The sequence below is a fragment of the Nonomuraea sp. NPDC004580 genome (assembly GCF_040609855.1).
Classification (GTDB): domain Bacteria; phylum Actinomycetota; class Actinomycetes; order Streptosporangiales; family Streptosporangiaceae; genus Nonomuraea; species Nonomuraea salmonea.
Genome location: NZ_JBEXLH010000005.1, coordinates 160,983 through 173,037, shown reverse-complemented (window position 1 = coordinate 173,037; position 12,055 = coordinate 160,983). Strand labels below are relative to the sequence as shown.

Below are 12,055 nucleotides of genomic sequence, written 5' to 3'. Positions count from 1 at the left end.
TCAGGCCTCCTGCGGAGTGGTCTTGTGGCCGGCCGTCTCGCTCATGCGCTCGGAGTCGAGCCCCGACAGCGGATGCCCCTTGGCGAAGAACTTGAGCTTCGCCAGCATGGCGATGAACGGCTTGGTGAACAGGAACACCACCACGACGTCGATCAGCGTGGTCAGGCCCATCGCGAACGCGAAGCCGGCGACACCGCCCACCGCCAGGAAGTACAGCACGATGGCGGCGATAAACATGACGGCGTCGGCGATCAGGATCGTGCGCCGGGCGCGGACCCAGGCCACCTCGACGGCCGCCCGCAGCGAGCGCCTGCCCTCCTTCATCTCGTCACGTATGCGTTCGAAGTAGACGATGAAGGAGTCGGCGGTGATGCCGATCGAGACCACCAGGCCGATGATGTGCGGCAGCGAGAGCCGGAAGTTGGCGTTGTGGCCGAGCACGACCACCGCGGTGTACGTCAGGACCGTCGCCACCACGAGGCTCAGCACCGCGACGATGCCGAGGCCCCGGTAGTAGAGCATGCAGTAGACGACCACCAGCGCCAGGCCGATGAGGCCGGCGATGAGACCGCCCTGCAGCTGGTCCTGGCCGAGCGTCGAGGAGACCGTGTCGACCGAGCTGCGGTTGAACTTCAGCGGCAGCGCGCCGTACTTGAGCTGGTCGGCCAGGTTGGTGGCGCTGATCTGGTCGAAGCCGCCGGTGATCTCGGCCCGCCCGCCGGGGATCGGGCTGATGATGTTGGGGGCGGTGATGACGACGCCGTCGAGCACGACCGCGACCTTGTTGCGCGGCTCGGGCGAGTTGTAGGCGGCGGTGGTGAGCTTGCTCCACTCGCCGGCGCCCTTGCTCTTGAAGTCGAGCTGGACGATCCACTCGGTGGTGCCCTGGCGGACACCGGCCGAGGCGGTGTCGATGTCGGTGCCGACGACCTTGGCGACGTCGAGGACGTACTTGAAGCTGCCGTCGGTCTCGCAGGCGGCATACTGCTTGTTCGGGTCGTCCTGGACGCCCTGGCCACGGTTGGACGGGTCGGCGCAGTCGAGCTTGTTGAACTGCTCGAGCACCTTGGGGTCGATGCCGGCGGTGTTGATGTCGGGGTTCTGCTGCGGGGGCTGCGCGGGCGGCGTGCCGGCCGTGGGCGCGCCCGACGGCGACGCCTTGGCGTTCTGGCCCTTGGTGTTGTCCTGGTTGTTCTGGCCGGTCTGGTTGTTCTGGCCGGTCTGGTTGTTCTGGGTGCCGGTGCGGGCCTTGCCGTCACCGTCGCCTTGCCCGTCGGGGTCCTGTTGCCGGGCCTGTCCGTCGCCCTGGCTCTTCTGCCCGTCACCGGTCTCGGTGGCCGACCGCGGCGCGCCCGCGGAGGGCGGGGTCGTCGGGGAGGTCAGCGCGGACGAGAGCGCCTTACCGGTCGGGGACGCGCTCGGCGTCGCGGCCGACTGGGAGGGCCGGGTGGACGGCTGGGCCGACGGGCTGCCCGACGGGCCGGGCGTCGGCGCGTTGGTGGCCAGGTCGGCGGGGGCCTGCGTGGCCTCCATGGCAAGCACCTGACGGAAACGCAGCTCCGCGGTGGTCGCGACCAGCTTGATGGCCTCGTTCTGGCCCACGCCCGGGATGGAGATGATGATGTTGTCGCCGGACTTGGCGACCTCGGCGTCGGAGATGCCCGTGCCGTTGACCCGGTCGCGGATGATGTTGACCGCCCGGTCGAGGATCTCCTCGGGCGGCGCCGCGTTGTTCTGGGTCACCGGGGACAACGTCACCGTCGTGCCGCCCGCTAGGTCGAGGCCCAGCTTGGGCGTGTACGCCTTTTGCAGGAACATCGTCCCGCCCAGGGCGAGGATGAGCGCCAGCAGCACCAGGAGCGTACGCCCCGGTCGGCTGTGGCGGCTGGTCGGTCGGGCCACTGGTCGTCAGTTCTTTCAGATAGAGGTTTGTGGCAGAGCTTAGTCAGGACTTCTTCGTGCTGGAGTCCTGGTCGCCGTTGCGCTCCACGGTGGCCTCGGACTCCGTCTTGCCCTCCTCGCCGAGCTCGGCCTGGTCAGCGGCCGGCTCGTCACTCGCCGGAGCGTCGCCGGGGGTGACGACGCGGCCGATGGCGGCCTTCACCCAGCGGGTCTCGATCCCTGGCGCGATCTCGAGGACGACGTCCTCATTGTCTATCGCGACGACGGTGGCGAACAGCCCGGTCGTGGTCATGACCCGGGTGCCCGGCGTCAGGGAGTTCTGCATCTGGATCGCCTCTTGCTGGCGCTTGCGCTGGGGGCGGATCAGCAGGAAGTAGAACACCACCACCAGAAGAATCAGCGGCAGGATGCTTCCGAGTTGTCCCATGTCCATAAGGGGCGACCTTCCATAGTCGTACAAGGAGTTGACACCGGCCTCGCGCCGGAGATTCCGTGCGTTGCTCCGGGCCGCGCCGCTCAGCCCGTCAGCCTACACAGCCAGCCAAGCCACGGAGTGTAGGCGCTTGTTGCGAAACGCGGCAACGAAGCAGCGTTTCGGCGCGCGGGGAAGTTCCCATATTGAAATGGTTGCAACCGATCTGTGATCAGTCGAAAAGTGACGCTCCGAACGCATCCGGCGGTGGTGTCATCCCGAGGTGGGTCCACGCCGCCGCGGTCGCCACCCGGCCGCGCGGGGTCCTGGCCAGCAGTCCTTGGCGTACGAGGAAGGGCTCGGCCACCACCTCGACCGTCTCGGGCTCCTCCCCCACGGCCACCGCGAGCGTGGACAGCCCCACCGGGCCGCCGCCGAACTTGCGCAGCAGCACGCCGAGCACCGCCCGGTCGAGCCGGTCGAGCCCCTCGCCGTCGACCTCGTAGAGGTTGAGCGCCGCCGAGGCGACGTCGCGGTCGATCACGCCGCCCGCACGCACGTCGGCGAAGTCGCGCACCCGGCGCAGCAGCCGGTTCGCGATGCGCGGGGTGCCCCTGGAGCGGCGGGCGATCTCATGGGCGCCCTCATCCGGCAGCCCGACGCCGAGCAGCTGCGCCGACCTGTGCAGCACCTGCTCCAGCTCGGGGACCTCGTAGAAGTCCATGTGGGCGGTGAAGCCGAACCTGTCGCGCAGCGGCGCGGGCAGCAGCCCCGCCCTGGTGGTGGCGCCCACCAGCGTGAACGGGGCGATCTCCAGCGGAATCGCGGTCGCCCCCGGCCCCTTGCCGACGACGATGTCGACCCGGAAGTCCTCCATCGCGAGGTAGAGCATCTCCTCGGCGGGCCTGGCCATCCGGTGGATCTCGTCGATGAACAGCACCTCGCCCTCGGTCAGCGTCGACAGGATCGCCGCCAGGTCGCCCGCCCGCTCCAGCGCCGGCCCCGACGTGATGCGCAGCGGCGCGTTCAGCTCCGCCGCGATGATCATCGCCAGCGTCGTCTTGCCCAGGCCGGGTGAGCCGCTCATCAGCACGTGATCGGGCGGCCGCTGCCGCCGCAACGCGCTCTCCAGCACCAGCGACAGCTGCTCGCGGACGCGTCCCTGGCCGATGAACTCGCTGAGGCGCTTGGGCCTGAGTGCGGCCTCGATCTGCAGCTCGTCGCCACCGGCGGCGGCCGACAGAATCTCGTCCCGCTCAAATCCCATTCCAGCGCCTCCTCTCCTCAGTCACCGAACGCCCGCCTGGGCGGCCGTCATGGCCCACCACGCCCTCACGTATCACGCCACCCCTCTCCCCCGCCACCACACACCCTCGCTCGACCCCGGGACACTCTTCGACGCCCTCGCCCCTCGCCCGACCCCGGGACGCTCTTCGGCATCCTCGCCCCTTGCCCCTCGCCCGGAGCTCAGCCGAACCCCACCTTCCCTGCTCCGCGCGGTGCGCGGGCGCGCCATGCGCCCGCGCACCGCGCGCGGCGCCGAGATGTGCGGCACGCGGCGGCTTGAGGGGGTCGGGGTGGTGGGTCATCGGATGCTCAGGGAGCGGAGTGCGGCCTTCAGGAGGGCGGCGACCTGGGGCCGGCGGCCGGCGGCGAGGTCGGCCTCCGCCTCGGGCTCGACGACGGCGATGGCCTCGTCGGCGTCCTTGCTGGAGTAGCCGAGCCCCACGAGGCCCGAGTGGACCTGCTCGCGCCACACGGCCGCGCGGCGGTCGCCGTTGAGCGCGGCGTTGACGGTCTCCTCAGGGGTGCCGAGCCGGTCCTTCAGCTCCAGGACGATGCGCTGGGCGCCCTTCTGGCCGATGCCCGGCACCTGGGTGAGCGCCTTGAGGTCGGCCGAGGCCACGGCCATGCGGAGCGCGTTGGGCGTGTGGACGGCGAGCATCGCCAGCGCCAGCTTGGGGCCGACGCCGCTGGCCGTCTGGAGCAGCTCGAAGACGGCCCGCTCGTCGTCGGTGGCGAAGCCGTACAGGGTGAGCGACTCCTCGCGCACCACGAGGGACGTGGCCAGCCTGGCCTCCTCGCCCAGCCGCAGCGTGGCGAGCGTGCCCGGCGTGCAGTGGGTGAGGATGCCGACACCGCCGACCTCGATCACGGCCCCGTCAGGGGCGATCGCCGTCACCTTGCCCTTCACCGACGCGATCACGCTCGGCCTCCCGTCTCCGTCATCACTGTCACACCCGGTCCCCTGTCATAGCGCAGATCCACCCCAGCACCCACCACCGCCACGCCCGGCAACCCCGAGCTCCGCATGCGGTCACCGCGGCCGGCGACGGGCTGAGAACGGGAGCATGTGACCTTCGCCGCGGCTGCCGCCGAGATCGAACACAAACGCCTCCCCACACCCGGCCCCACCGCGCTCGGCCCCACCGCGCTCGGCCCCACCACGCTCGGGGCCGCCGCGCCACTCAGCCCCGGGGCCGGGCTGTGGCCGTCTCGCGTGCGGACGGGCCGCGGGCCGGGGGCGTGGGGTGGGGTCGGGGTCATCGGTGGGGGTTTCTGGCTTTGGCCAGGGCGGTGGCGAGGCGGTGTTGGGCGCCGCCGCGCCAGACGTGGCAGATGGCCAGGGCGAGGGCGTCGGCGGCGTCGGCGGGCTTGGGCATCTCGGTGAGGCGCAGGAGGCGGGTGACCATGGCGCCGATCTGTTTCTTGTCGGCCGTGCCGCTGCCCGTGATGGCGGCCTTGACCTCGGACGGCGTGTGCAGCGCCACCGGGAGGCCGCGCCGGGCGGCGCACAGGACGGCGATGCCGGCGGCCTGCGCCGTGCCCATCACCGTGCGGACGTTGTGCTGGCTGAAGACGCGCTCGACGGCCACCGCGTCGGGGCGCACCTCGTCGATCCAGCGCTCGATGCCGGCCTCGATGCCGACGAGCCGGGCGCCGAGCTCTTCGTCGGCCCCCGTGCGCACCACCCCGACGGCCACGAGTGACAGCGGCGCTCCTGGGCGCCCTTCGACCGCGCCCACCCCGCACCGGGTCAGCCCCGGATCGACGCCCATCACCCGCACCGGCATGCCCTCCCGAGACCGCGCCGCCGAACATCTGTTCGGCACGAGACTTTACCGTGGCCGGGGAGGGCGCGCACCGGGAAGCGGAGGCTAGAAGTAGTCGAGCATGTACGGCTTGGCGGCGAAGGCGGCGTCGAGTGCCTCGTCGTACCGGTCATCTCCGGACATGAGACCGCTGAGCCGCAGCGTCGAGGTAGGAATCCCGGCGTACAAGGCGGACAGGCCGTTCACCGAGAGCGTGACGCCGGCTCCGGAGGCGGGGGTCGCTGTGCCCGTTCCGCCGGAGATGTCCACGCGCCACGTGCCCCCGCCCCTGACCGGGTCGTCCACGGTCACGACGGCCTGGCAGCTCGCGTGCGCCGGATAGCCCCTGCGCTCGACGGCGGCGGCCACGTCCAGCACCCGGAACATCCACCGCACCCGCGTGAGCTGCTCCTTCGTACGCTCGCGCAGCATCCACAGCACCGGGTCGTCGGGCGCCACGGCGGCGACGAGCTCGCGGGCCACCGAGGAGGCGCTGCCGACCAGTCCCCACAGCGCCCGCAGGGTGTCGGAGGAGGCGGCGACGACGTTCTCGACCTCCATGTCGTCACCCCGCCAGCGATAGACCGCGTAGCCGTCGTCGGCCAGGTAGAGGAAGTCGTCCTCGTTGTCCAGCCACAGGTTCCAGGTGTCCTCGTCGTACGAGATCGGGCCGCTGGCGCGGGCCGCGCCGTGCACGCGGTGCAGCACGGAGATCAGCTCGGCGGCGTCACCCGGGCCCATCCTGCGCAGCTTGACCTGGGCGGGCGGGCGGATGCCGCGCAGCGACTCGGCGGGCAGGCGGATGATGTGCTGCGCGCCCGCGTGCTCGTAGCCGAGGTTGCGGTAGATGGCCGTGGTGGCCGGATAGAGCGCGGAGACCGCGTCGCCCAGCTCGGTGGCGCGGTCGAGGACGGCCCGCATGATGCCGGTGCCGACGCCGCGCCCGCGGTCCTCGGGGCTGACGGTCACGCCCGCGACCGCCGCCATCGGCTGCGGGCGGCCGTGCCACCACTGGGTGAAGCGGCGCAGCCGGGCGGCCGCCGCGATCCTGCCGCCGTCGAACATCCCTAGGTAGCGCCCCTCCGCCAGCGCGGGCAGCACGGCCTTGCGCCACTTCTCCTTGCTGCTCGGGCTCATCGGGCCGAACGCCCGCCGGCGCAGGTCGAGGACGTCGTCGAGGTCGTCGGGCGTTATGTCGCGTATTTCCACAAGCAGCAAACCTATGAAACCGGTGTACGTACCCGCGAATCCTTTGTCGTGATGGCGAGCCTGTCGAGGTAGAGGAGCTGGGCCGTCACCAGGACGGCCAGCGCGACGGCCACCACGGCCAGCGGCGTCGCGGCGCCGACGTCGGCGGCGGCCCTGGAGAAGCCGCCCACCTGGGCCATCTGGGCGACCGGGGCGGTGAACAGGTCGGTGTGCTGGACGACCAGGAGCGGCCACTGGACGTCGTGGGCGTTCACCAGCGTGACGGCGCCGGCCAGGATGCCCGCCATGGGCAGCGACGGCAGGAACACCCCCGAGTAGAAGTCCCTGTCGGTGCGTTCTGCCAGGCCCTTGCACAGGAGGGTCAGCACCAGCAGCGCGGGGACGCTCACCAGCAGCGGCGGGATGAGGGCGGGGAAGGTGTCGATGAGGCCGAGGTTGCGGACGTTCTGCCAGTTGGCGACGCTGAACGGGCCCGCGCCGACGAACAGCCAGGGGGCGAAGATCAGCAGCAGCCACTCGCTGGCGCGGCCGAGCGGGCGCAGGCCGCCGATGCCCAGGGCGGCCAGGTACGCCACGCCCACCGAGACCAGGGCGCCGACGACGGCCGGGACCCACGTGTTGACCTGGGCTCTGAGGCTGCTCGCCGCGCCCGCCCTGGAGGCCAGCACGCCGTCCATCCACGGCCAGGCGAGCATGAACGCGGCCACCACGACCACCGCTAACGCGGCGATCCCGATCGCGGCGCCCGCCGGTGTGGCCGCGCGCCTCGCGGGGGCCTGCCGCGCCTTCTCGGGCTGCCCGCTCCCAGGCAGGTACGGGGACGTCACCCCACCCGCCCCACCGGGGTGAGCCGCGGGGGCGCTCTCCTGGGCGCGCCCAGAGGGCGACTGAGAGCCGTGGGCGCCGCCGGTGCCCGATGCGCCCGCCGGCCCTAAGGCGGCGGAGCCCTGCGTACCGAAGGCCGCCGGGCCTTGCCGGCCGAAGGCGGTCTGCCCCTGCGCGCCGTACGTGAGCGCGCCTCGCGAGCAGGAGGCGGGCGGTCCGTGTCGGGCGGGCGCGTCTCCCGGGGCGAAGGTCGGTGGGGTCCGGGGGTCGGTGAGGTCGGTCTTGGGGGTGAGGGTGATGCGGAGGCCGGAGGCGGCGGCGATGATCGTGGCGGCGATGCCCAGCACGCCCAGGACCGCCCCCGTGAGCGTCGCCACGGCCGCACCGAGGCCGAACTCGGCCGTTCTGAAGGCGTAGTCGTACTGGAGGCCCGCGAGCGTCTGTGTGGCGCGCTGAGGGCCGCCGCCGGTGAGCACCTGGCTCAGCGCGAACGTCTGCAGCCCTGCCGCCACGACGGCGAACGCGACGAGGACGCCCACCACGACGGTCGCCGGCCCCGGGGTGTGACCGCGCAGGGCGGGCAGGAACGCGATGACGGCCAGCGCGCACACCAGCCCGAACGTGGCGGCGGCCACGACGAGCCGGAGCGTTCCAGGCGCGGTGGCCGGGTCGCGCAGCCCCTCGGCGAGGGCGACCAGGCCCGACTCCTCGGGCATCAGGCCGCGCAGCCAGGACGCCGCCACGGCCACCGGCGAGAACGTGACGACGGCCAGCGACAGCAGGACGCGCCCGGCCCGCCGCGGCCACGGGCCCGCCCGGTGGAGTGCGAGGGCCAGCAGCGGGCCCACCACCAACGCCACCAGCAGCGGGAACCCGACCAGCGACACCGTGAACCCCAGCGCCCGCCAGGAGGCGTCGTCGCCGAGCAGCTCGGCGTAGTTCTCGGTCCCCGCGTACGCGCTCTTCCGCAGCACGCCGCCGCTCTGGAAGCTGAGCCAGATCGTCTGCGCGGTCGGCAGCACCAGCGTAATGAGGGCGCCGACCAGCGCCGGTACGGCGAGCAACAGCCCGACCAGCCGAGTGCCGGATCCTTGGGGGTTGGGGGAAGTCACGTCGCCCGACCCTACGCGGACCGCCCCCTCCCCCGCACGCCGACAGACCGTCCCCCGGACGATTCGCCGTGAACGGCCCGTCGCCGCCATGCGACGCGAGGGAGCGCGGTGGTGGGCGTCTCGCCTGAACGATCCCGAAGCCGGAGGACGAGTGCGGGATCGCCGGCACACCCCTGCTAGCCGCGTGAACCTGAGAACAAGGGACCCGCGAACAACGGACTCGCGGGCAAGGGACTCGCGAGCAAGGGAAAAGGACAGGGCCCGGACACGAGGCCCGAGCCCTGGAAAGGTCAGTCGAGGGCGGCGAGGACGTCGTCGGAGACGTCGAAGTTGGCGAAGACGTTCTGGACGTCGTCGCTGTCCTCCAGCGCCTCGATGAGCCGGAACACCTTCTTCGCCCCCTCCTCGTCGAGGGGCACGCTCATCGTCGGCAGGAAGCTGGACTCGGCCGAGTCGTAGTCGATGCCGGCGTCCTGGAGGGCCTTGCGGACCGGCACCAGGTCACCGGCCTCGGAGACGACCTCGAAGGAGTCGCCGAGGTCGTTGACCTCCTCGGCGCCGGCGTCGAGGACGGCCATGAGCACGGTGTCCTCGTCGAGCCCGTTCTTGGGCACGATCACGACGCCCTTGCGGTTGAACATGTAGGAGACGGACCCGGGGTCGGCCAGGGAGCCGCCGTTGCGGGTGAGCGCGACCCTGACCTCGGAGGCGGCGCGGTTGCGGTTGTCGGTGAGGCACTCGATGAGCACCGCGACGCCGCCGGGCGCGTAGCCCTCGTACATGATCGTCTGGTAGTCGGCGCCGCCGGCTTCGAGGCCGCCGCCGCGCTTGCGCGCCCGCTCGATGTTGTCGTTGGGCACGGAGTTCTTCTTCGCCTTGAAGATGGCGTCGAAGAGCGTGGGGTTGGCGTCCGGGTCAGGGCCACCGGTCCGTGCCGCCACCTCGATGTTCTTGATGAGCTTGGCGAACAGCTTGCCGCGCTTGGCGTCGAGTGCGGCCTTCTTGTGCTTCGTCGTCGCCCATTTGGAGTGGCCGGACATTACCTAGAGCTCCCTCACCATGTCTACGAAGTAACGGTGCACGCGTACGTCCCCGGTGAGCTCGGGGTGGAACGACGTAGCGAGCAAAGGACCTTGACGGACCGCGACGATCCTATCCCCAGGCTCGCACCTGCCCAGCACTTCGACGTCCGCGCCGACGGATTCGACCCAGGGAGCGCGGATGAACACCGCGTGCACCTGCTGCCCGGCGAAGTCGAGGTCGGATTCGAAGGAGTCGACCTGGCGGCCGAACGCGTTGCGCCTGACCACCATGTCGATGCCGCCGATGGTCTGCTGGCCGGCGATGCCGTCCTCTATGCGGTCGGCCAGCATGATCATGCCGGCGCACGAGCCGTAGGCGGGCATGCCTTCCTTGACGCGGACGCGCAGCGGTTGCAGCAGGTCGAAGGTGTCGGCGAGCTTCCACATGGTGGTCGATTCGCCGCCGGGGATGACCAGGGCGTCGACCGCGTCCAGCTCGGCGGGGCGGCGTACGGCGACGGCCGTCGCGCCCGCCTCCTGAAGCATGCGCTGATGTTCGCGCACGTCTCCCTGGAGGGCGAGTACACCGATCGTGGGCACGGGCGATCCTTCCGTCCGAGTACGGGTTTCCGACCATTCAACACCAGAACACCCCATCGTCTTCCGACGGGGGCCCGTCGATCAGGCCCTGACCGCGACGAGCCCGGCCCCCCATCGGGGGCCGGGCTCGCGGAGAAGGGCTGCGAAGAGAGCCGTTACGGGCGTTCCGTCTCCAGGCGGACGGTGTCCTCGACCGTGATCTGCTGGAGCCGGCGCGCCGGGTCGAGCGGCCGCAGGTACGTCTGCTGCACCCCCGGCACCCGGTCCTCGACGACGAACGTGGCCCGGGTGTAGACCTCGGCATCGGGCGTCTGGACCCGGGGCACGACCTTGAAGTCGGCCGTCAGCCGGTCGCGCTCGATCGTGGTGAGCACATATCCACGCTGGTTGTTGTAGAACTTCAGGTGCGGGTTGATCTGCAGGAACGGGTGCTGCGCGGGGTCGGAGTCGCCCCCGTCGCCGCCCGTCGAGATCGACGTGGTCACCAGCTCGGAGCCCACGCTGGGCCCTGTCGGGTCGTCGTAGTCGAGCTTGAGGTCGCCGGCCCAGTGGGCGTGCACGTCGCCGGTCAGCACCACGGGGTTGCGCACCCCGGCGTCGATCCAGCCCTGGGTGATGCGGCGGCGGGAGGCGGCGTAGCCGTCCCAGGCGTCCTGCGAAGTGATCTTGGCGGGTCCCGGGTTGTTGTCGCGCTGGCCGAAGAAGACCTGCTGGCCCAGGACGTCCCACTGCGCGCGCGACTGGTGGAAGCCGCGCAGCAGCCACTCCTCCTGCTCGGCGCCGGTGATCGAGCGGGCGGGGTCGACGGCGGCGGGGCAGTCCTTGTAGCCGTCGCCGCAGCCCTGGTCGTCGCGGTACTGGCGGGTGTCGAGCATGTGGAAGGTGGCCATCCTGCCCCAGCGGATGCGCCGGTAGAGCTGCATGTCGATGCCGCGCGGGATCGAGGTGCGGCGCAGCGGCATGTTCTCGTAGTACGCGCGGAAGGCCGCGGCGCGCCGCTCGCGGAAGTTCGGCTGCGGCACCTCGGGCTTCTCGGGCACCTCGTCGGCCCAGTTGTTGTCCAGCTCGTGGTCGTCCCACACGACCAGCCAGGGCGCGGCGGCGTGCGCGGCCTGCAGGTCGGGGTCGGCCTTGTACTGGGCGTGGCGCTGGCGGTAGTTCGCGAGGGTCTCGGTCTCGGGGCCCTCGTGGTGGCGGACGTTGCCGCCGGGGATCGTGTAGGTGTCCCTGGTGTACTCGTACTGGTAGTCGCCGAGGTGCAGCACCAGGTCGGGGTGCTCCTCGGCGAGCCGGCGGTAGGCGGTGAAGTGGCCGTGCTCGTACTGGGCGCAGGAGACGAACGCCATGGCCAGGGCGCCGCCGTACGACAGCGGGTGCGGGGCGGTGCGGGCGCGGCCGAGCGGCGAGACGTACGAGCCGACGCGGAAGCGGTACCAGTAGTCCCGGTCGGAGCTCAGCCCCTGCACCTCGACGTGCACGCTGTGGCCCCACTCGGGGGCGGCGACGGTGACGCCGGAGCGCACGACGCGGCGGGCCCGCTCGTCGGCGTAGATCTGCCACCGCACGGGGAAGGGCCGCTGCGGCATGCCGCCGAGACCGTCCTCGGCCAGCGGCTGCTGGGCGAGCCTGGTCCACAGCACGAACCCCTCGTGGTCGGGGTCGCCGCACGCGACGCCGAGCGTGAAGGGGTCGGTACGCAGCCCGCGCGAGGCCGTTTCAGGGTCGGCGTGCGCGGCTGCCGGGACGACGGCGGGGATGGCCGATGCGGCGCCTGCCGCTAACCCTGTGACGAGGAAGTGCCTGCGGTTGAGCTTGGACACCTGGGAGCTCCCTGTGACGATCAAGGGCGAGGACCCCCGTAGCCTGACTCAGCAGCATGAC

The 12,055-nt window shown here is 71.5% G+C and carries 10 protein-coding genes; all 10 read right to left on the bottom strand.

Translation table 11 applies throughout. From position 1 onward, the window contains the following. Positions 1 to 1,902, bottom strand: coding sequence for a protein translocase subunit SecD (gene secD / locus ABZW11_RS09270; RefSeq protein ID WP_355414377.1), 1,902 nt, complete (start codon positions 1,900 to 1,902; stop codon positions 1 to 3). A 43-nt stretch (positions 1,903 to 1,945) separates the two neighbouring features. Continuing rightward, positions 1,946 to 2,329 carry a preprotein translocase subunit YajC gene (yajC, locus tag ABZW11_RS09265; RefSeq protein ID WP_355414374.1) on the bottom strand — a complete coding sequence of 128 codons (384 nt, stop codon included), beginning with the start codon at positions 2,327 to 2,329 and terminating at the stop codon, positions 1,946 to 1,948. Positions 2,330 to 2,546: 217 nt separating this feature from the next. After that, on the bottom strand, positions 2,547 to 3,581 hold the full coding sequence (gene ruvB, locus ABZW11_RS09260) for a Holliday junction branch migration DNA helicase RuvB (RefSeq protein ID WP_355414372.1): 1,035 nt from the start codon (positions 3,579 to 3,581) through the stop codon (positions 2,547 to 2,549). Positions 3,582 to 3,899: 318 nt separating this feature from the next. After that, the gene (gene ruvA, locus ABZW11_RS09255) at positions 3,900 to 4,520 is read right to left on the bottom strand and encodes a Holliday junction branch migration protein RuvA (RefSeq protein WP_355414370.1); all 621 of its coding nucleotides are present in this window, start codon (positions 4,518 to 4,520) and stop codon (positions 3,900 to 3,902) included. 337 nt (positions 4,521 to 4,857) lie between these two features. Then, a complete protein-coding gene (gene ruvC / locus ABZW11_RS09250) occupies positions 4,858 to 5,382 on the bottom strand; it encodes a crossover junction endodeoxyribonuclease RuvC (RefSeq protein WP_355414462.1) in 525 nt (174 codons plus the stop codon). Positions 5,383 to 5,472: 90 nt separating this feature from the next. Then, complete coding sequence (locus tag ABZW11_RS09245) at positions 5,473 to 6,615, bottom strand: GNAT family N-acetyltransferase (RefSeq protein WP_355414368.1); 1,143 nt, start codon at positions 6,613 to 6,615, stop codon at positions 5,473 to 5,475. A gap of 11 nt (positions 6,616 to 6,626) precedes the next feature. Further along, positions 6,627 to 8,552 (bottom strand): sugar ABC transporter permease, encoded by a 1,926-nt coding sequence (locus ABZW11_RS09240; RefSeq protein WP_355414366.1) that lies wholly within the window; start codon positions 8,550 to 8,552, stop codon positions 6,627 to 6,629. A gap of 290 nt (positions 8,553 to 8,842) precedes the next feature. Continuing rightward, positions 8,843 to 9,592 (bottom strand): YebC/PmpR family DNA-binding transcriptional regulator, encoded by a 750-nt coding sequence (locus ABZW11_RS09235; RefSeq protein WP_355414364.1) that lies wholly within the window; start codon positions 9,590 to 9,592, stop codon positions 8,843 to 8,845. A 3-nt stretch (positions 9,593 to 9,595) separates the two neighbouring features. Next, the gene (gene pdxT / locus ABZW11_RS09230; RefSeq protein WP_355414362.1) at positions 9,596 to 10,231 is read right to left on the bottom strand and encodes a pyridoxal 5'-phosphate synthase glutaminase subunit PdxT; all 636 of its coding nucleotides are present in this window, start codon (positions 10,229 to 10,231) and stop codon (positions 9,596 to 9,598) included. Positions 10,232 to 10,329: 98 nt separating this feature from the next. Further along, positions 10,330 to 11,994 carry an alkaline phosphatase D family protein gene (locus tag ABZW11_RS09225; protein ID WP_355414360.1) on the bottom strand — a complete coding sequence of 555 codons (1,665 nt, stop codon included), beginning with the start codon at positions 11,992 to 11,994 and terminating at the stop codon, positions 10,330 to 10,332. Positions 11,995 to 12,055: the final 61 nt, after the last annotated feature.

Excerpts from the sequence above, each read along its gene's own strand:
- yajC (WP_355414374.1), bottom strand. The coding sequence starts at position 2,329 with ATGGGACAACTCGGAAGCATCCTGCCGCTGATTCTTCTGGTGGTGGTG.
- ruvB (WP_355414372.1), bottom strand. The coding sequence starts at position 3,581 with ATGGGATTTGAGCGGGACGAGATTCTGTCGGCCGCCGCCGGTGGCGAC.
- ABZW11_RS09235 (WP_355414364.1), bottom strand. The coding sequence starts at position 9,592 with ATGTCCGGCCACTCCAAATGGGCGACGACGAAGCACAAGAAGGCCGCA.
- pdxT (WP_355414362.1), bottom strand. The coding sequence starts at position 10,231 with ATGGGGTGTTCTGGTGTTGAATGGTCGGAAACCCGTACTCGGACGGAA.